15 protein-coding genes are annotated in these 18,686 nt (G+C 63.7%); 7 read left to right on the top strand and 8 right to left on the bottom strand.

The window, feature by feature from the left end; all coding sequences use genetic code 11:
- Window positions 1-8: 8 nt before the first annotated feature.
- The 3 genes from trkA to DZK26_RS05150 all read left to right on the top strand — a co-directional run bounded on the left by trkA (window position 9) and on the right by DZK26_RS05150 (window position 3,342).
- Window positions 9-1,385 carry a Trk system potassium transporter TrkA gene (trkA, locus tag DZK26_RS05140; RefSeq protein ID WP_116898472.1) on the top strand — a complete coding sequence of 459 codons (1,377 nt, stop codon included), beginning with the start codon at window positions 9-11 and terminating at the stop codon, window positions 1,383-1,385.
- A 9-nt stretch (window positions 1,386-1,394) separates the two neighbouring features.
- Complete coding sequence (locus DZK26_RS05145; protein WP_116898471.1) at window positions 1,395-2,849, top strand: TrkH family potassium uptake protein; 1,455 nt, start codon at window positions 1,395-1,397, stop codon at window positions 2,847-2,849.
- Between the two features lie 187 nt (window positions 2,850-3,036).
- On the top strand, window positions 3,037-3,342 hold the full coding sequence (locus tag DZK26_RS05150; protein ID WP_116898470.1) for a tetratricopeptide repeat protein: 306 nt from the start codon (window positions 3,037-3,039) through the stop codon (window positions 3,340-3,342).
- A 12-nt stretch (window positions 3,343-3,354) separates the two neighbouring features.
- On the opposite strand, the gene DZK26_RS05155 is transcribed toward DZK26_RS05150, so the two are convergent.
- On the bottom strand, window positions 3,355-4,251 hold the full coding sequence (locus DZK26_RS05155; protein WP_116898469.1) for a lysophospholipid acyltransferase family protein: 897 nt from the start codon (window positions 4,249-4,251) through the stop codon (window positions 3,355-3,357).
- A gap of 133 nt (window positions 4,252-4,384) precedes the next feature.
- Between DZK26_RS05155 and DZK26_RS05160 the strand changes: the two genes are divergently transcribed.
- Together DZK26_RS05160 and dtd are read left to right on the top strand one after the other, a co-directional pair.
- Window positions 4,385-4,996, top strand: a complete 612-nt coding sequence (locus tag DZK26_RS05160; RefSeq protein ID WP_147306668.1) for a hypothetical protein — start codon at window positions 4,385-4,387, stop codon at window positions 4,994-4,996.
- A gap of 25 nt (window positions 4,997-5,021) precedes the next feature.
- Entirely contained in the window at window positions 5,022-5,462 is a 441-nt protein-coding gene (gene dtd / locus DZK26_RS05165) for a D-aminoacyl-tRNA deacylase (protein ID WP_116898467.1), read from the top strand.
- 174 nt (window positions 5,463-5,636) lie between these two features.
- Here dtd and ntrC read toward each other — a convergent pair whose 3' ends face one another.
- The 5 genes from ntrC to DZK26_RS05190 all read right to left on the bottom strand — a co-directional run bounded on the left by ntrC (window position 5,637) and on the right by DZK26_RS05190 (window position 11,039).
- The gene (gene ntrC, locus DZK26_RS05170; RefSeq protein ID WP_116898466.1) at window positions 5,637-7,010 is read right to left on the bottom strand and encodes a nitrogen regulation protein NR(I); all 1,374 of its coding nucleotides are present in this window, start codon (window positions 7,008-7,010) and stop codon (window positions 5,637-5,639) included.
- Window positions 7,003-8,040: a nitrogen regulation protein NR(II) gene (locus tag DZK26_RS05175; protein ID WP_116898465.1), complete on the bottom strand. Its 1,038-nt coding sequence runs from the start codon at window positions 8,038-8,040 to the stop codon at window positions 7,003-7,005. Before DZK26_RS05175 ends, ntrC begins: the two co-directional genes overlap by 8 nt.
- 178 nt (window positions 8,041-8,218) lie before the next feature.
- Window positions 8,219-8,740 (bottom strand): DUF4124 domain-containing protein, encoded by a 522-nt coding sequence (locus DZK26_RS05180; RefSeq protein ID WP_181918406.1) that lies wholly within the window; start codon window positions 8,738-8,740, stop codon window positions 8,219-8,221.
- Between the two features lie 89 nt (window positions 8,741-8,829).
- Complete coding sequence (gene glnA, locus DZK26_RS05185; protein ID WP_116898463.1) at window positions 8,830-10,239, bottom strand: type I glutamate--ammonia ligase; 1,410 nt, start codon at window positions 10,237-10,239, stop codon at window positions 8,830-8,832.
- Window positions 10,240-10,409: 170 nt separating this feature from the next.
- Window positions 10,410-11,039, bottom strand: a complete 630-nt coding sequence (locus DZK26_RS05190; protein ID WP_116898462.1) for a YbhB/YbcL family Raf kinase inhibitor-like protein — start codon at window positions 11,037-11,039, stop codon at window positions 10,410-10,412.
- Window positions 11,040-11,115: 76 nt separating this feature from the next.
- Here DZK26_RS05190 and DZK26_RS05195 point away from each other — a divergent pair, with 76 nt between their 5' ends.
- Window positions 11,116-13,659, top strand: a complete 2,544-nt coding sequence (locus DZK26_RS05195; protein WP_116898461.1) for a M14 family zinc carboxypeptidase — start codon at window positions 11,116-11,118, stop codon at window positions 13,657-13,659.
- A 143-nt stretch (window positions 13,660-13,802) separates the two neighbouring features.
- Here DZK26_RS05195 and DZK26_RS05200 read toward each other — a convergent pair whose 3' ends face one another.
- Together DZK26_RS05200 and hemN are read right to left on the bottom strand one after the other, a co-directional pair.
- Window positions 13,803-14,564: a helix-turn-helix domain-containing protein gene (locus tag DZK26_RS05200; RefSeq protein WP_181918405.1), complete on the bottom strand. Its 762-nt coding sequence runs from the start codon at window positions 14,562-14,564 to the stop codon at window positions 13,803-13,805.
- Between the two features lie 7 nt (window positions 14,565-14,571).
- Window positions 14,572-15,966 carry an oxygen-independent coproporphyrinogen III oxidase gene (hemN, locus tag DZK26_RS05205; protein ID WP_220337174.1) on the bottom strand — a complete coding sequence of 465 codons (1,395 nt, stop codon included), beginning with the start codon at window positions 15,964-15,966 and terminating at the stop codon, window positions 14,572-14,574.
- Between the two features lie 154 nt (window positions 15,967-16,120).
- Between hemN and DZK26_RS05210 the strand changes: the two genes are divergently transcribed.
- Window positions 16,121-18,601: a prolyl oligopeptidase family serine peptidase gene (locus DZK26_RS05210; RefSeq protein WP_116898458.1), complete on the top strand. Its 2,481-nt coding sequence runs from the start codon at window positions 16,121-16,123 to the stop codon at window positions 18,599-18,601.
- Window positions 18,602-18,686 lie beyond the last annotated feature (85 nt).

Genomic DNA, 18,686 nt, shown 5'->3' on the forward strand with positions numbered 1-18,686 from the left:
GGCGAGCCATGCAGATCATCATTCTCGGCGCTGGGCAGGTTGGAACCGGCATGGCGCGCAGCCTGTCGGCCGAGAACTTCGACATCACCGTGGTCGACATGGACAGCGAGCGATTGCGCGAGCTGCAGGAAAAGCTCGACATCCGTACCGTGCTCGGCCACGCATCCCATCCGGAGACGCTGATTCGCGCGGGTATCGAGGATGCCGACCTGCTGATCGCCCTGACCAACTCCGACGAGACCAACATGGTCGCCTGCCAGGTTGCCTACTCGCTGTTCAATACGCCGACCAAGGTGGCCCGGGTGCGGGCCGCCGACTACCTGGCGCATCCGGAACTGTTCAAGCGGGAGAGCACGCCCATCGACGTGCTCATCAGTCCCGAGGGCCTGGTTACGGATCATATCCAGCGATTGATCGAGTACCCGGGCGCCCTGCAGGTGCTCGATTTTGCCGATGGTCGCGCCCAGCTCGTCGGCACCCGTGCCTTCCACGACGGGCCGCTGGTCGGTCACGAATTGCGCGCGCTTCGCCAAAAGCTGCCCAGCGATGTCGACGCGCGGGTGGCCGCGATATTCCGCAACGACGAACCGATCATCCCCGAGGGCGATACCGTCATCGAGGTCGACGACACGGTTTTCTTCCTGGCCGCCCGCGACGACATTCCGGTGGTGATGCGCGAACTGCGGCGAATGACCGAACCGGGGCACCGCATCCTGCTTGCCGGCGGCGGGAACATCGGCGCCAGCCTGGCGCGCCGGCTCGAACGCAGCCATCACGTCAAGCTGATCGAGCGCGATCCGGTCCGGGCCGAACGGATCGCCGAGGATCTCGACACCGCCATCGTGCTGGTCGGCGATTGCGCCGACGAGGACCTGTTGCACGAGGAGGGCATCGACGAGACCGACGTCTACTGCGCCCTGACCAACGACGACGAGGCCAACATTCTTTCGTCCATGCTGGCCAAGCGCATGGGCGCCGACAAGGTCATTACCCTGATCAACCGGCCGGCTTATGTCGACCTGGTCGAGTCCGACCGCATCGACGTGGCCGTCAGTCCGCAGCAGGTCACCATCGGTGCGCTGCTCACGCATATCCGCAAGGGGCACATGGTTCGCGTGCACTCGCTCCGGCGGGGCGCGGCCGAGGCCATCGAGGCCGTCGCCCACGGAACGCCGGCGCAGTCGAAGGTCGTGGGCAAGCGCATCGAGGAAATCGACCTGCCCCCGGCGACGACCATCGGCGGCATCATCCGTGGCGACCAGGTGATCATCGCCCACCATGATGTGGTCATCGAGACCGACGATCACGTCATCCTGTTCGTGGCCGATCAGCGATCCATCCGGCGCGTCGAGCGGCTGTTCGCCGTCGAAGCCATGTTCGTCTAGCGAGAGACAATGAAGGTCAGCGCCTACGCACCGGTCCAGCGCATCGTCGGGGTTCTCCTGATCTTTCTCAGCCTCGGCTTTCTGCCGCCGATGCTGTTTGCATTGTTCTCCGATGACGGGACGCTGTCGGCATTTTCGATCAGCCTCTTCATCGTTGCCGCCGTCGGCGTGGCCCTGTACTTGCCCGTCCGGCAATCTCGCCGTGATCTGCGTATTCGCGACGGATTCCTGGTCGTCGTGGCCTGCTGGGGAGCAGTGTGCCTGGCGGGCGCCGTTCCGTTCGTGCTGGCGATCGATGCTTCCGTTGCCGACGCGGTGTTCGAATCCACCTCCGGTATCACCACCACGGGCGCGACCGTCTTCACGGGGCTGGATGAGATGCCTACATCGATTCTGTGGTACCGCCAGCAATTGCAGTGGATGGGCGGGCTGGGCATCATCGTGCTGGCCGTGGCCATCCTGCCCATGCTGCGTATCGGCGGCATGCAGGTTTACAAGGCCGAGGTCACCGGGCCGGTCAAGGAGAGCCGGCTTACGCCCCGCATTGCCGAGACGGCCAAGGCGCTGTGGTTGATCTACATCGGCCTGACCGTTCTGTGCGCGGCGGCCTACTGGGCGGCGGGCATGTCGCTGTTCGACGCTGTCGGGCACAGTTTCTCAACCATTGCCACGGCCGGTTTCTCGACCCACGATGCTTCGATCGGTCATTTCGACAGTGCGTTGATCGATTGGCTGGTGGTCTTCTTCATTTTCGTTGCCAGCCTCAACTTCGGCCTGCATTATCTGGCCCTGCGTCGTGCCACGGCCCAGGTCTATCTTCGCGATCCGGAACTGAAGCTGTTCGTGTTGCTGCTGTTGATGATCTCGGTAGTGGCCACGCTGCTGTTGTGGCAGCAGGATGTGTATGCGAGTTTCTGGGATTCACTGCGCCACGCGGTCTTTCAGTCTGTCTCCTATATGACCACCACCGGCTTCGCCACTGCCGAGGTCTATACCTGGCCAGGCACGCTGCCGCTGTTGCTGTTGCTGATCAGTGCCTTCGGCGGCTGTGCCGGGGCGACCACGGGTGGCTTCAAGATCATCCGTGTATATTTGCTGACCAAGCAGGGCGTCCGTGAGCTCAAACGACTGGTCCACCCGCGCGCGGTCGTGCCGCTCAAGCTCGGCGGCCGCACACTGAATCAGGAAGTAGCCAACGCCGTGTGGGGCTTCGTGTCGCTCTACATTCTGTGCGTGGTGGTGTTGACCCTGGTCGTCTCCGGCATCGAGCGGGACCTGGTCACAGCCGTTTCCGTGGTCTTTTCATCGATGAACAACCTCGGTCCGGCGCTGGGCCAGGCTGGATCCAATTACGGCGGCCTGGCCGACGCCACCAAGTGGCTGATGAGCTTCGCCATGCTGCTCGGCCGGCTGGAGATCTTCACCATCCTGGTGTTGTTGACGCCGGCCTACTGGAAGCACTGAATTGAGTGTGAAGTGTTCAGTGTGAAGTGTGAAGTGGCGGGCGTTAGACTGGTGGTTCATGTTTTGTATTTTGCGGCTTGCGGGTGGCGTGGTTCGTGTTAGGTGTTACGTGTTAGGTCTTAGCGTAAAGCCATCTCATTGATTCTTAACACTTAACACTTCACACTTAATACTTCACACTATCTCCATGGATCCACAAGCAATCGAAAAACTCATCGACCAGGGCCGCGATACATACGAGTCCCGCCTGGCGGCCGGACAGGCGCGGCTGAAGGAAGGCGACCTGGCGTTGGCCATCGAACACCTGGAGATGGCCACTGGCCACCAGCCGGAACAGACCACGGCCTGGCAGGAACTGGGCAAGGCGTTCAATGAATCGGGCCGCCACGAGGCGGCGCGGGGCGCCTGGGAAAAGGGTCTGGAGGTCGCCCGCGACAACGGTGACAAGCAGGCCGAGAAGGTCATGACCGTCTTCCTCAAACGGCTCGACTGAGGCGGCGTCTTTTCAGCGCTCGTTCCGTTTCGGATACGGCGAAGGTTGCCCGTCGGGCTGCAGGCTGAAGCGCTTGTAGCTCCAGAGATACTGTGCGGGATTGCGGCGGATTTCGTGTTCCAGCCAGCGGTGCATGACGCCCAGGGCGGTCTTCGGGTCATCGTCGGCGATGCGCTCGTCAGCGGGATTCAGTCGCAATGCCCAGCCTTGTCCCTTCGGCAGGCGTTCGGCGCTGATGAAAACCACGGCCGCGCCGGTGCGGCGCGCGAGGCGATTGACCAGCGTCATGGTCAGCGCCGGCCGGCCGAAGAAATCGACGAACACGCCTTCGCCCTGTTTGGGTTGCTGGTCCGCCAGGATGCCGATCATCTCGCCGTCACGCAGAGCGGCCAGCATCTTTCGCATCGACGGTGAGCCGCTGGGGATCATGCGGCTGCCGAAGCGGCTGCGGGTGGTGGTGATCAGGCGCTCGAGTTCGGGCCGTTTCGGCGATTTGTAAAGCGCCGTGAGCGGGCGGTGGATGGAGAGCCACAGCGGCAGGACTTCCCAGTTGCCGAAGTGCGCACCGACGATGATGACGCCGCGCTCGCTGTCGATGAGTTCGCGCGTCGTCTCCCAGCCTTCGACGGTCGGCACGTGCCGCTTCAGCCGTTCGGCCGACCAGTAGGAGATCGCGCCCGACTCCAGGACCAACCGGAGTGTTTCGACCAGGTGGTGGCGGTAGATAGGCTCGCGTTCGGCCTCGTCGAACTCGGGAAAGCACAGCTCGAGGTTTTTGCGGATGACGGCGTGACCGCGCCAAGGCATGAAGTGCATGCCCCAGGCCAAGGGCACCGCCAGCGCATGCAGAAAGCGCAGCGGCATCCAGGACAGCAAACGAAGCAGGGCGATGGCGAAGAATCGGGTCATACGGCGAGTTCTGTGGGATGCATCGGCGTAGTCGCACGGTGTTTGCCGGGTGCGGATTGTCCTTGTTGCGCCGCTTCGATCCTGCAGTCTATTCTAAGAGGAGCGCAAGGGGATACGGTAGAGGAGTTTGTTGATGAAGACCATTTTGATGTGTGCGGCCCTGTGGGCGGGCGTCTTTTTCTGTTCTCCGGCGACGGCTCAGACAGGCGCCGGCTGGCCCGGTGGTTTTGCGGGCCATCTGGAGCCGATTGAACTCGTTCGGGCCATGGTTGCGATCGGTCAACCTCATCACCGCGGGCTGGCGGTCGACTTCAAGCTGACGCTGATCGAAGACGGGCGGATGTTGGTGGAAGGTGACGCCATGCGAGGCTTGCCGGTCGGTCAGACTCGCGAGGAGATGCAGGCGAACAGCACGTCGGCTGTTATCGACATACCTTACAACTTCTCCGAGACGGCCCAAACGAATCCTGCGGGACTCAAGGATCTCGTGGATCAAGTCGCCTCTCAGCTTGAACGTAACCGTGTTGCGGATAACCCCGATGCGATTGCGGAAACGACCTGCTCCGGCCTGCGTCCGGGTGCCGAGTGGACGGCCCGCGCCACCGATGCGAGCTGTGGTCAGATGCTGGAGGTGACGTATCGCTGCACGGTTTCCGAGGTGGATGGCCGTAGCCAGGGAATATGGCTCCAGAGTGAATCGGAGGAACGAGCCGTCACCAGCGATCTGTCATCCTATTGCGGGTGATTCCTCCGAAAGACCTTGCAGAGAGATGATCGGCTTGCTCCAACGCGTCAGCGAGGCCTCCGTGAGGATCGATGGCGAGACCGTGGGCCGAATTGGCCCCGGCCTGCTGGTCCTGGCCGGTTTTCGCCAGGGTGATCGGGCCGAACGGATTCCGCGCTTTATCGAACGCCTGCTCAACTACCGTGTCTTCGCCGACGACAAGGGGCGGATGAACGTCAGCCTGCGCGATGCCGGCGGCGGCCTGCTGGTTGTGCCGCAGTTCACCCTGGCGGCTGATACGAATTCGGGTAACCGCCCCAGCTTCACACCCGCCGCGCCGCCCTCCGAGGGTGAGGCGCTGTTCGAGGCGCTCGCCGAACAGGTGAAACGCGATTGGCCGAACAGCGCGTTCGGCCGCTTTGGCGCCGACATGCAGGTGGCGCTGGTCAACGACGGGCCGGTGACGTTCTGGATCGAGGTGAATTGAATAAGTGTGAAGTGTTCAGTGTGAAGTGTGAAGTGGCGGGCGTTAGGCCCCGGGGGCCATGTTTTCTATTTTGCGGCTTGCGGTGGGCGTGTTAGATGTTCCGTGTTAGGTGTTAGCGCACAGCCATCTCATTGATTCTTAACACTTCACACTGAACACTTCACACTTAAAACTTCACACTTCTTTCAACATCCTCGCCAGCGTATTCCGACTGATGCCCAAACGGCGGGCGGCCTCGGACTGGTTGCCGTCGCAGGCGGCGACGGCGGTGTGAGCGAGGCTGGCTTCGAACTGCGCCTGGAATTGCCCGTGAAGGTCGTTTTCCTCGCCGGCCAGGCGCTGGCGTAACGCCATCTCCATCTGCCGGGTCCAGCCGGGCGATTCGGTGTCCGTCCCGCACTGGACGTGGCGGTATTCCTCGGGCAGGTCGTCGGTGCCGATGACCTCGCCCGGGGCGAGGGCTGCCAGGGACTGGCAGAGATGGCGCAACTCGCGCACGTTGCCCGGCCAGGGCAGGGCGGCCAGGTGCCGGATCAGTGCCTGGTCGGCGCTGCGCTCGGGCAGGTTGAACTCGGCTGCCGCCTCCTGCAGGAAATGACTCGCCAGCGCGGGTATGTCCTCGCGGCGTTCGCGCAACGACGGCACCTTCAATTCGATGACCTTCAATCGATGGTAGAGATCGGCGCGAAAGCGCCCTTTTCGCACCAGTTCGGACAGGTCGCGGTGCGTGGCGGTAATCACGCGCACATCGGCGCGAATCAGGTCGTGGCCGCCCAGGCGGTAGTACTCGCCCTCGGCCAGCACGCGCAGCAGGCGCGTCTGCAGCTTCAGCGGCATGTCGCCGATCTCGTCGAGAAACAGCGTGCCGCCCTCGGCCTGCTCGAATCGGCCCGGTCGACGGCCTTCCGCGCCGGTGAAGGCGCCCTTCTCGTGGCCGAAGAGTTCGGATTCCAGCAGATCCTCGGGAATGGCGGCGGTATTGATCGCCACGAACGACCGCTCGGCGCGCGGAGAATGACGGTGAAGCGCGCGGGCGACCAGCTCCTTGCCCGTGCCGGTCTCGCCGGTGATCAGCACCGGCACATCGCTGGCCGAAAGGCGGCCGATCATGCGCACCAGGTGCTGGAAGGCCGGTGAGGACCCGATCAACTCGGTGTCGCCGGCCGAGGTCTCCCGAGGTTCCGGCGCGCGCCTGAGTGCCTTGGAGACCAGCCGTCCGACCTCGTCGAGATCGAAGGGCTTGGCCAGGAACTCGAAGGCGCCGCCGCGAAAGGCGCGCACGGCCGAGTCCAGGTCGGAATAGGCGGTCATGACGATGACCGGCAAATCGGGGTGGCGCTCGCGCAGGCGCTGCATGACATCCAGGCCGCTTTCACCGTCCAGACGCACATCGGCCATGACCAGGTCGGGCGCGTCTTCGTCGAGTGCGGCAGTCAGGCTGGCGCCATCGGCGAAACTGCGGGCCTGCATGTTCTGGCTGTCGAAATATTCCGCCAGCACGTAGCGGATGGCGGGGTCGTCGTCGATGATCCAGATTCGCTCAGTCATCGCGGTCTTCCTGGTCGGACGGGTTGGCGTCCGGCTCGAGCGGCAGGCGGACCCGGAAGCGGCTGCCGTGTTCGAGCGGCCGGTATTCGACCAGGCCGCCGTGGCTGCGGGCGATCTGCTGGGCGATGGCCAGGCCGAAGCCCGAGCCCTGGTCGCGGCCGGAGACCAGCGGCAGGAACAGCTTCTCGCGCAGCGTCCCGGGCACGCCGGAGCCGTCGTCGTCGAGGTCGATACGCACGGCGTACCCGCCCGGGCGGTCGAGCAGGGGCGAGTTGTGCTCGATGCGGGTGGTCAGTCGAACGACGCCAGCGCCGGCCTGGGCGCTGTTGCGAAGGAGGTTGAGAAACAGCTGGTGCAATTGGCCCTCGTCGGCGCTCAGTTCGGGGATGCTGGGGTCGAAATCGCGTTCGATGCGCAGGCTGCCGTGTTGCTCGGCGGCAACCAGTTCGGCGGCCTCGCCAAGCACGCGGTGGAGATTGATCGGCGAGGCATGTCGTTCCCCGTTGCCTGCGAAGCGCTCGATCAGGGCGGTGATGCGATCGACCTCTCGCTGGATCATGGCCGCATGCCGGCCGCTGGCTTCGTCATTGCCGCGCGCGGCAATCAACTGGGCCGCACCGCGGACACCGGCGAGTGGATTGCGCAGCTCGTGCGCCAGGCGGCGGGTCATCAGCGACAGCGCCTGCTGGCGATCGGCCCGCTCGGCCATCTCTCGCTGGCGCACGCGCTCGGCGATCGGGTGCAGTTCGATCAGGATGGAATGCTCCACCGGGTGCAGGTAGGCGTCGACGACGGTCGTGCCGTCCTCGAGCAGGGCTTCGGGCGCGTGTAGCGAGCGTCCCTGCGTGCAGACCTGGCGCACCCACTCGCCCAGGGCCGAAGAGAACTGCTGGATGCTGTGCTGCTTCAGGCTGGCGCCCGGTGGTGCCAGCAGGGCGTTGGCCGAGCGGTTGAACCACTCGATTCGCCCATCGGCGGCGACCCGAACCAGACCGGTAGCCAGTTCGTCCGGGTCTACTAACACCGTCATTAATCCTGCCTCATTCAGGAGTCCGGCTACGCGCACAACGGCGCCTCAGGAGCGCTCCTTTGCTGCGCGAAACCGCACTCCCTCGTTGCCTGTGCTGGCGCACCGACGCTTTGGACGAACGCCGAGAGAGATAAGCTGAATGTGGCAGGATCAATGACGGTGTCATTAAGTGTTGCATTCAGTCGCCGGCGGGGGCCACCGTGGTGAACGTGACCGGATCGGTGGTGCCCAGAACGCGCCCGGATGGCGTTTCGAGACGGGCGAACAGGCGGTGCTCGCCGGGCTGCGGTGCCGGGATATCGGTCTCGAGCGTCCGCACCGGGGTCAGTTCCTCGCCGTCGAGGACGAGGGTGATCTGGGCGGTGGGTGGCACCTCGATGTCGATTCCCATGACTACGTTGATGCTTTGACCTTCGGGCGTAATCTCGGCGTCGTCGGCCGGCTGCTCGATACGGAAATTCATGGGCTGTGCTTCGCCCTGCGCCACGGGATCGTCGCTATCGGTTCCGGGCAGGGATTCGGCATCGCCCTCGAGCACATTGAGTTCCGGCAACTCCATCGGCTCGGCGTTGTCATCGGGCTTCTGGTCGGTATAGGTCACGTTGCCGTCTTCGTCGACGACCCGATAAACATCCTGGGCGTTGGTCGTGAAGGCCAGCGTTGCCAGCAACGCGGCGAGGATGATCGGCAGCTTGTTCATGATGTACACCTCAATTGACCAGTCTGTCGATATTCTAGCCGTCGGGGACGCCGGACGGCGACCCCCATCGATGACGGAGTTCGTGCCCATCAACTCGAATAATACATATCGAATTCGACCGGGTGCGTCGACATCCGGAAGCGCGTGACTTCGTCCATCTTGAGCTTGATGTAGCCGTCGATGAGGTCGTCGGTGAACACGTCGCCGGCCTTGAGGAAATCGCGATCCTTGTCGAGCGCGTCCAGTGCCTGGTCGAGGGCGTGACACACGCGAGGGATGTCGCGTTCTTCTTCCGGCGGCAGATCGTAGAGATCCTTGTCCATCGGCGCGCCGGGATCGATCTTGTTGATCACCCCGTCCAGGCCGGCCATCAGCATGGCGGCGAAGGTCAGGTACGGGTTGCCGGCGGCGTCGCCGAAGCGGATCTCGATGCGGCGGGCCTTGTCGGAACCCACCCAGGGCACCCGGCAGGAGGCCGAGCGGTTGCGCGCCGAGTAGGCCAGCAGAACCGGTGCCTCGAAGCCCGGCACCAGGCGCTTGTAGCTGTTGGTAGTGGAGTTGGCAAATGCGTTGATGGCGCGGGCATGCTTGAAGATGCCGCCGATGTAGTGCAGGGCGGTCTCGCTCAGGCCGCCGTAGCCGTCGCCGGCGAACATGTTCTTGCCGCCCTTGGAGAAGCTCTGGTGGACGTGCATGCCCGAACCGTTGTCGCCCACGAGAGGCTTGGGCATGAACGTAGCCGTCTGGCCCTGGCGGTGTGCCACGTTATGCACCACGTACTTGAGCATCAACATTTCATCGGCCTTACGCACCAGGGTGTTGAAGCGTGTACCGATCTCGCACTGGCCGGCAGTGCCGACTTCGTGGTGATGGACCTCGACCGGGATTCCGATGGCTTCCAGCGTTGCGCACATCAGGCTGCGCAGGTCCGCAAGGCCATCGACGGGCGGTACCGGAAAGTAACCGCCCTTGACGCGCGGTCGATGCCCGTAGTTGCCGTCCTCGTAGGTCTTGTTGGTGTTCCAGGCGGCTTCCTCGGAATCGATTTCAAACGAGCAGCCGGAGATATCGTTCTTCCAGCGTACATCGTCGAACACGAAAAACTCGGGCTCGGGGCCGAAATAGGCCTCGTCGGCCAGTCCGCTGGACTGCAGGAAGGCCTCGGCGCGTTTGGCCAGGGAACGCGGGCAGCGGCTGTAGCCCTGCATGGTGTCCGGTTCGAGGATGTCGCAGGTGAGGTTGAGTGTGGCGAACTCCGAGAACGGATCGACGTAGGCGGTCTCCGTATCCGGCATCAGCACCATGTCGGATTCGCTGATGCCCTTCCAGCCGACGATCGACGAGCCGTCGAACATTTTGCCTTCCTCGAAGAATTCCTCGTCGATGGTGTGAGCCGGCAGTGTGACGTGCTGCTCCTTGCCCAGGGTGTCGGAAAAGCGCAGGTCGACGAACTGGATTTCCTCGTCGGCGATTCTCTTGATGATGTCTTCAGCGGCCATATCGGCTTGCTACCTCTTCGAATGTGTAAGTGAAGGATCGCCGTCCTTGTTGCACGTGCCGTGCCAGGATGCGGAGCCCGTCGTTGCGGGCTCCGCACACTCAGTGTTGTTCAGGGTATGAACATTTTGGCCACGGTTTGTTCAACATTTGAGCGCACTCGTTTCCAACGCTAACCCGATACGGCCGGATTGAGGGAATAGGTACCGGTGAGACTGGCCTGGTCGAGCACATGACCTTCGATGGCCTCGACCACATCGTGGCCGGTGAATGTTTCCGGCAAATCCAGGTTTTCTGTATCGAGCGCGTAGACGGTGAACACGTAGTGATGCAGGCGTTCGTCGTTCCAGGGCGGGCAGGGGCCGTCGTAGCCGAAGTAGTTGCCCGCCATGTCCGCATCGCCGGCCAGGAAGTTGGTGTAGTCGTTCAGGCCCTGTCGCGCCCCGTCGGGCCCCGGCGGGTCCTGCTTGCCCTTGGGCGTGATGCCGTCGCAGCACTCGCCGGTGGCCAGTTCCGTCACATTGGCCGGGATGTCGACCATGGCCCAGTGGCAGAAGTCGACGCGCGGCATGTCGGCCGGCAGGCTCTTGCCTTCCTGGTTGACATCGTCTGCCTCGGAGGGAACGTCGGGGTCCATGCAGACGACGGCGAATGAACGCGTGCCTTCCGGTGCCCCGGACCAGGCCAGGTGCGGGCTGAGATTGTCCGACAGCACCATGTGTGATTCAGGATCCTGTTTGGCGAAGGCATAGCGCGGATCGATGGGCGCACCGTCGCTGAGATCTTGGGATTGAAGCTGCATGTGAACTCCTTCTCGGTCTGCGAATTCCATGTGGTTTAAGCTTACCAGCCTCACTCGAAGACTGTTCTGATCCTTGATGACAAAGAAGCTGCTTATTCCGTTCCTGTTGCTCGTGCCTTTTTCGGTCTCTGCCGCGCCCGGCCTGCCCGACGACGTGGAGATCGACGATTCCGTGCCCACGCCCGCGGAGGTGCTCGGCTTCGAGCCCGGCGAGCGCCATCCGCGACACGACCAGATCGTGACCTATATGCGCCGCCTGGCCGAGACCTCCGATCGAGTGAAACTCGAGGAGATCGGTCAAAGCCACGGCGGGCGTCCACAGATTCTGCTTACCTTCGCCCGCCCCGAGCGCCTGGATGAAATCGACGAAATCCGTGACGGACGCCACGAGGCCGCCCGCAACGGCGAGGGCCCGCCGGTGGTCTGGATGGGCTACTCGGTTCACGGCAACGAGGCCTCCGGTGCCAGTGCGGCACTGGTCATGGCCTGGTACCTTGCGGCCGGGCAGGACGAGCGCGTAACGCGCTGGCTCGACGAAATGATTCTGGTCATGGAGCCGGCGATCAATCCCGACGGCATCGACCGTTTCGCGCACTGGGTCAACATGCATCGCGGCCAGCATCCTTCCTCCGATTCGGACGATCGTGAACACGAAGAGGGCTGGCCCGACGGTCGCACCAACTACTATTGGTTCGACCTCAACCGCGACTGGCTGCCGGTGGTTCATCCGGTTTCACAGAATCGGTTGCGCCACTACCATCTGTGGCGGCCGCACGTGATCACCGATCACCACGAGATGGGGAATGACAGCACCTTCTTCTTCCAGCCCGGCATTCCCGAGCGCGCCAATCCGCTCATCTCCGAGGCCAACCAGGAATTGACCGGCGCCATCGCGGAGTTCCATGGCCGCGAGCTGGATGCTGCCGGGCAGCCCTTCTACGCCCGCGAATCCTTCGACGACTTCTACATCGGCAAGGGCTCGACCTACCCGGACGTGACCGGCGGCATCGGCATCCTGTTCGAGCAGAGCTCCAGCCGCGGCGTCGTTCAGGAAAGCGAATACGGGCTCAAGCGCTTTGCCGAGACCGTCGCTAACCAGGTACGCACCAGTATTTCGACGCTGGACGGCTCACTCGCTCGCGCCGATGACCTGGTCGCCTATCAGCGCGATTTCTTCGATGACGCGCGTGAGCGCGCCGGCGACTGGAGTCAGGCCGGCTGGCTGTTGGGCGACGGCGGGGACCCCGCGCGCGCCCACGCATTGATCGGCATGCTGCTCAACCACGATGTCACGGTTCATCCGGTCGAGGAGACGGTTTCGATCGGCGAGCAGAGTTTCGAGCCGGGTTCGGCCTGGGTCATCCCGGCCGAGCAGGGCGCGTATCTGCTGCTGAAGTCGGTATTCGAGGCGGTCACGGAAATGGACGTCGAAACCTTCTACGACGTCTCGGCCTGGCCGATGGCCATGGCCCACGACCTGCCCCTGGCGACCGCGCGTCGGCTGCCCGAGATGGGCGAATCCCTGTCCGGGGTGCCGCAGCACCAACCGGCCACCGTCGATACCGGTGCACTGGCCTGGCTGGTGCACTGGAACCAGTATCGTGCCGACGCCTTGCTGGCCGACCTGCTTGGCGACGGTTACCGGGTCCAGGTGACAACCGAGCCGTTGACCGTCGCGGTCGAAGAAACCGGTGAACGGTCGTTCGGGCGCGGCAGCCTGGTGATTCATTCAGGTATTCAGCCCGATAAGCTCGATCCGGTGGGCCCGCGCCTGGCCGAGCTCTCGGAGAGACACGCTGTCGACGTTATCGCTGCCGGGCAGGGTATGGCCATCGACGGCGTGGATCTCGGCTCGCCCTCGGTACCCGTGCTCGAACCGGTCAGCCCGGCCGTACTGACCGGCCACGGCGTGAGCGCTTACGCCGCCGGTGCGGTCTGGCACTGGTTCGATACGCGCCTGGCCGAGCCGGTGAGTCAAATCGAGGCAATTTCCCTCAGCAGCGGCGATCTCGAAGACCGGACGCACCTGATCGTGCCGCCGGGTTGGTACGGCTCGTTGAGTGATTCGGTCAAGTCGACGATCGTCGACTTCGTCCGCGGCGGCGGCACCCTGGTGGCCTTTGGTGAGGCGGCTGAAATGGCCGAGTCGCTGGACCTCGGCTGGGACCTGGTCGAAGAAAACGGTGAGGAGGAAGACGCCGAGCTCGAACGCAAGCCCTACGGCGACTACAGGCAGGACCATGCCCGTGAACTGATCGGCGGCACGGCCCTGCGTGTCGACATCGATCGCAGCCATCCGCTGGCCTGGGGTTATGCCGACGACGAACTCGTGCTGTTCCGCCAGGGACGGCACCAGCTCAAGGCCGTCGACAACGCTTACGCCCAAGTGGGTGTCTATGCCGACGACCCCCTGGCTGCCGGGTATTTGTCGGAAAAGAATCGCGAAGGCCTGGCGGGTACGCCGGCCATCAGTGTCAGCCGGCACGGAAGCGGAACGGTGGTGCGGATCGCCGACGAACCCTTGTTCCGTGGCTACTGGCGCGGTGGGGAGAAGCTGTTCGCCAATGCGCTGTTTTTCAGTCAGCTTGTCTCCCCGACTCGTCTGCCTGACTACGAATGACCCGCCAAGCCTGTCGTCCCGGAAGCCGCGTAGCGGCTATCCGGGACCTCCCGGCGAAACGGGGCACCGACACTTGGACGGGCCATGCAGGATTGAAGCGCGCGGGGTCCCGGCTCTTCGGCCGGGACGATACGGAAGGCCGCTTAGCCCACCGCCTGCCGTGATGGACTGGCTTCCTCGACATGGGCCTGCTCGGCCAGCGCTTCCCGGTCCAGGATGCGCACATGCTTGCCCCGGATGTGAATGACATCGTCGCGCTGCAGGGCCGAGAGCGTGCGCGAAACGGTTTCGATGGTCAGCCCCAGGTAGTTGGCGATGTCTCGCCGGTCCATTGACAGGCGGAACAGATCCGGGTCGAGCTGGCGTCGCTCGAAACGGCGCGAGAGGCTGAGCAGGAACAGGGCCACGCGAGTGCGTGCATCCAGCCGGCCGACGACCAGCAGCAGCTTGCGCGCTTCGGCCATTTCCTCGGCCAGCAGGCGTAGCATCACCTGGTTGAGCCGCGGGCTTTCGCCCAGCATCTTCTGGAAGTCGGCAACGGGAATTTCGCACAGGCGGCATTCCTCAAGCGCCACGGCCGAACCGGCATGGTGCCCCATCGAAAAGGCGTCGAGGCCGACGACGTCGCCGGGCAGGTAGAAACCGGTGACCAGTTCATCGCCCTCGCGTGAAACCTCGTAAGCCTTGATCGAGCCCGAACGCAGTACTGTCAGCTGCCGGGCGGGCTGACCGCCGTGATGAAGGTGGGCACTGCGCTGCACACCCTGCCGCCGCTGGATGACATCGCTGAGTCGCTCGCGCGCATCGGCGTCGATATCCTGGGCGAAACAAAGGCTGAACAGGACGCAATCGTTGCAGGATGATTCCCCTCCCGCGAGCTTGGGTTGGTCGCTGTTTGCGCTCACGTGGCTCCTAGACGATGCGTGAAAAACGGCCGCGCGACTGGCTTGCCGGAGCCAGGTAGGCATCGAAGACCTTGGCGATGGCGCGCAGGAAGAGCAGGCCATTGGCCGTGACCTTGAAGCCGCCGTCGGTGAACTGGATCAGGCCGTCTTCGGCCAGGGGTTCGAGTCGCTCGAGTTCATTGGCGAAATAACGCCGGAACACCAGTTGGTAGTCGCGCTCGATGTCGCGATAGACGAGTTCACCGTCGCACATGATGCGTTCGATGATGTCGGCGCGGATGCGGTCATCGGTGTTACGCGTCAATCCGCGGGCGGTCGGAAGCCGGCCCTCGATGAGCGACACCGTCCAGTCCTCGAGCTTGCGGTGGTTCTGGGCGAAGCTGTCGCCGACCTGGCTGATCGCGCTGGGACCGAAGCTGACCAGGTCCAGGCCGCCGTGGGTGGCGTAACCCTGGAAGTTGCGCACCATGGTCCCGTCTCTTTTGGCCTTGACCAGCGAGTCGTCGGGACGCGCGAAGTGATCCATGCCGATGAATTCGTACCCGGCATCGAGCAGGCGCGAGAGCGTGTTGCGGAAGACGGCCAGCTTGGTCGCCGGGCTGGGCATCTGTTCGATGTCGATCTGGCGCTGCGCCTTGAACAGGTGCGGCAGGTGGGCGTAGTTGAACAGCGAGATCCGGTCGGGGTTCATCGAGATGATCGATTCGATCGTCTTCGAGAAGCCGGCGGTGGTCTGCATCGGCAGACCGTAGATCAGATCGACGCTGATCGAGTCGAATCCCACGCCGCGCGCGGCACCGATGATTGAGCCGACCATGGCGGTGTCATGGACGCGGTTGACGGCCTTCTGTACGTCCGGGTCGAGATCCTGGATGCCCACGGAAAGGCGGTTGAAACCGATGTTCTTGAGTTCACGGATGCCGGCCGGGTCGATGGTGCGCGGGTCGATCTCCAGGCCCAACTCGGCGTCGGGCGCAAAATGGAAATACGTGCGCAGCAGGGCCATGAGCTGGCGGATCTGGTCGGTGCGCAGGAAGGTCGGCGTGCCGCCGCCAAGATGAAGCTGGCGTACCGGCCGGTCGCGATCGAAGCGCGGTGCGACGAGCCTGAATTCCTTTTCCAGGTTGACCAGGAATTCCTGCCCAGCGGTGGTCGAACGCGTGATGACCCGGTTGCAGGCGCAGTAGAAACAGGGGCTGGTGCAAAACGGCACGTGCACGTAGATCGACAGGTCGGCCGGGATCGGCAGCCGGTTGCTCTCGGCAATGGCGGCGTCGTATTCCGTCGGCCCGAAGTCCTCGCTGAACTGCACGGCCGTGGGATAGGAGGTATAGCGGGGCCCCTCGCCGCCGTAGTTTTCGATCAGCTCGGCATCGAAGTTGGGACGCATCAATTCTGACATGGTGGTTCTGCCGCAAGCGGTTGATTCGATTAGGGCGTCAGATTAGTCCCGAAACGGCGGCATCGAATTGACTACCGTCAAAAAGGTCCGATGCCGTCGGCCACCGCTTCTGTTACATTCCTCGGCTGCATTCAAGCCGATTCCGGAGCCCGCAGTGATTCGATATTGCCTGTTCGCCCTCATTATCCAGCTACCGTTTTCCCTCGTTCTGGCCGAAGAAACAGCAACCGAACCGGTCGCCATCGACGAAGTCCTCGCACTCGGAGCGCTGCCCGTCGATGTCGAAATGATGGACAAGGCGGGTCATGCCGATGACCTGCGCCGGGCCTTGGTAGGGCAGGTCGGCGAAGGCGCGCTACCGCGTGACGGTCAGTCTGTAACCGCCTTCGGCAAGACCTGGGAGTGGCAACCCGTCTCACCCGACACGCTGGATTCGGAGCGGGCGCTGCAGTTGTGGTGGTTCCAGCTTGAGACAGATCGTTTCGTGCGCGGTCACCTGAAGGTCGAGGATCTGCGCAATGCCGCCGTCTATGTCGACGGCGACAAAGTCGATGGGGGCGAGGAAGGCCATGCCCTGGATCTGCGTAACGGCAGTCACCAGGTGTGGATCGTGCATGAAGGCGCCGCCGAAGAAGGCGAGCCCGCCCTGGCCTGGAAGGGGCGTTCCGAACAGGATTGGGCCGTCGCCCATACCCGGTCCGAACGCCGCGTTTCCGCGCAGCGCCTGACCAATGCCGAGACCGTCAGTGATCTCGCCATTTCTCCTGACGGCCGCTACCTGGCCCTGGCCCATGATCGCCGCGACGAAGCGGCCGATGCCGATATCCGCCGCCTCGAGATCCGCGACCTTCAGACCGACCGCATCGTGCGGCAGTGGACCGCCGAGCGGCCGTCGGCCCTGGCCTGGAGCCCGGACGGCTCGAAACTGGCCCTGGAGACGGGCGAGAGCCTGTGGCTCCACGACCGGGAATCCGGCCGGGCCCGTGCGCTGCTGCTCGAGCACGAAGGCATCGGCAGCTGGCGCTGGCATCCGGATTCGCGTTCCATCCTGTTCAGCTGGGTCAAGAAGGACGAGACCGATACCGACAAGCGTCGTCGCCTGCGCGCCCTGGAAGATCGCTGGGCCGGTTTCCGCGACATCAGCCAGCTCTACCAGGTCGATGTCGACAGCGGCATCGTCCGGGCGCTGACCGCCGAGGAGCACTCGGTGAATCTGCACGATGTCGTCGATGGCCGCGTTCTGCTTTCGCACAGCGTGATCGACTATGCCGAGCCGCCGCATGGCCTGACCCGCGTGTTCGAGCTCGACCTCGAAGACGGCCAGCGGCGCGAGATCGCCCGCCTGCGCCGGTTTAACGATATCCGCTACGCCGAAGAGGGCTACTGGTTGCTGGCCGGTCCCGGGCTGGCAATCGGCGACGGCGACACGACCGCGGAAGACGTGACGCCGAACGACTACGACACGCAACTCTATCATCTCTCCGTCGACGGCACAGAGGCGGTCAGCGTCAGCCGGGATTTCGATCCCGCCTTCAGCGGTATCGAGCGCCTCGCCGACGGCAACCTGCTGCTGTCGGCCGTCAGCGGCGAGGAATCCGTACTGGTTCATTTCGACCGCGATGCCGACGGTCCGAGGATCGTCGACAGCGGCGTCGCGGTGATGGAGTCCTTCGTCGCCTCGCGTACCTCGCCGCCGACGGTGGTGGTGCGTGGCAGCGACGCCGACGCCCCGCAACGCGTGCATCGCGTCGGCCTCGACGGCGGCAACGAAGTGCTGGTCGACTCGCGCGAGACGGCATACGCCGATGTCGTGCTGGGAGAAGTGCGGGACTGGACATTCACCAATGCCGACGATGTGGAAATCGACGGCCGCTATTACCTGCCGCCGGATTTCGATCCGGAGCAGCAGTACCCGCTGATCGTCTATTACTACGGCGGCACCATGCCGGTGAACCGCCAGTTCACGGGCCGCTACCCGTTCAATCTATGGGCCGCAAACGGCTACGTGATCTACGTCGTACAGCCTCGGGGCGCCATCGGCTACGGCCAGGATTTCTCGGCCAAACACGTCAATGCCTGGGGCGAGTATGCCGCAGACGACATCATCGAGGGTACGCGGAAGTTCGTCGAAGCTCACGACTTCGTCGACGGCGAGCGTATCGGCAACATTGGAGCAAGCTACGGCGGCTTCATGACCATGTACCTGGCCACCCGGACCGACCTGTTCGCCGCCTCGATTTCGCATGCCGGTATCAGCGCCCTGACCAGCTACTGGGGCGAAGGCTGGTGGGGCTATTCCTACTCGGGTATCGCCAGCCAGGGCAGTTTCCCCTGGAATAGCCGGGAACTCTACGTCGAGCAAAGTCCCGTCTACAACGCCGACGAGATCACCACGCCGCTGCTGCTGTTGCACGGCGACTCCGACACCAACGTGCCGCCGGGCGAGAGCGACAATATGTTCACCGCGCTCAAGCTGCTCGGCCGCGAAGTCGAGATGGTCGAGTTCCCGGGCGAAGACCACTGGATCCTCGACCGCGAGAAGCGCTACGTCTGGTGGGACAGCATCCTGGCCTGGTACGACAAGTGGCTCAAGGACGAGCCGGAGTGGTGGCAGCACCTGTATCCGGAGTCGTAGTCGGTTTGCCTTGACTCACTCAGAGCCGCCGAGCTGCGAAGAAAAAATCAAAGACATTAACCACGGAAAGCACGGAATGACACGG

It is taken from the genome of Wenzhouxiangella sp. 15190 (assembly GCF_003417465.1).
Taxonomy (GTDB): Bacteria; Pseudomonadota; Gammaproteobacteria; order Xanthomonadales; family Wenzhouxiangellaceae; genus Wenzhouxiangella.

Bases quoted from the DNA above. Each gene is read 5' to 3' on its own strand.
- trkA (WP_116898472.1), top strand. From the start codon at position 9: ATGCAGATCATCATTCTCGGCGCTGGGCAGGTTGGAACCGGCATGGCG.
- DZK26_RS05145 (WP_116898471.1), top strand. From the start codon at position 1,395: ATGAAGGTCAGCGCCTACGCACCGGTCCAGCGCATCGTCGGGGTTCTC.
- DZK26_RS05150 (WP_116898470.1), top strand. From the start codon at position 3,037: ATGGATCCACAAGCAATCGAAAAACTCATCGACCAGGGCCGCGATACA.
- DZK26_RS05155 (WP_116898469.1), bottom strand. From the start codon at position 4,251: ATGACCCGATTCTTCGCCATCGCCCTGCTTCGTTTGCTGTCCTGGATG.
- DZK26_RS05160 (WP_147306668.1), top strand. From the start codon at position 4,385: ATGAAGACCATTTTGATGTGTGCGGCCCTGTGGGCGGGCGTCTTTTTC.
- dtd (WP_116898467.1), top strand. From the start codon at position 5,022: ATGATCGGCTTGCTCCAACGCGTCAGCGAGGCCTCCGTGAGGATCGAT.
- ntrC (WP_116898466.1), bottom strand. From the start codon at position 7,010: ATGACTGAGCGAATCTGGATCATCGACGACGACCCCGCCATCCGCTAC.
- DZK26_RS05175 (WP_116898465.1), bottom strand. From the start codon at position 8,040: ATGACGGTGTTAGTAGACCCGGACGAACTGGCTACCGGTCTGGTTCGG.
- DZK26_RS05180 (WP_181918406.1), bottom strand. From the start codon at position 8,740: ATGAACAAGCTGCCGATCATCCTCGCCGCGTTGCTGGCAACGCTGGCC.
- glnA (WP_116898463.1), bottom strand. From the start codon at position 10,239: ATGGCCGCTGAAGACATCATCAAGAGAATCGCCGACGAGGAAATCCAG.
- DZK26_RS05190 (WP_116898462.1), bottom strand. From the start codon at position 11,039: ATGCAGCTTCAATCCCAAGATCTCAGCGACGGTGCGCCCATCGATCCG.
- DZK26_RS05195 (WP_116898461.1), top strand. From the start codon at position 11,116: ATGACAAAGAAGCTGCTTATTCCGTTCCTGTTGCTCGTGCCTTTTTCG.
- hemN (WP_220337174.1), bottom strand. From the start codon at position 15,966: ATGTCAGAATTGATGCGTCCCAACTTCGATGCCGAGCTGATCGAAAAC.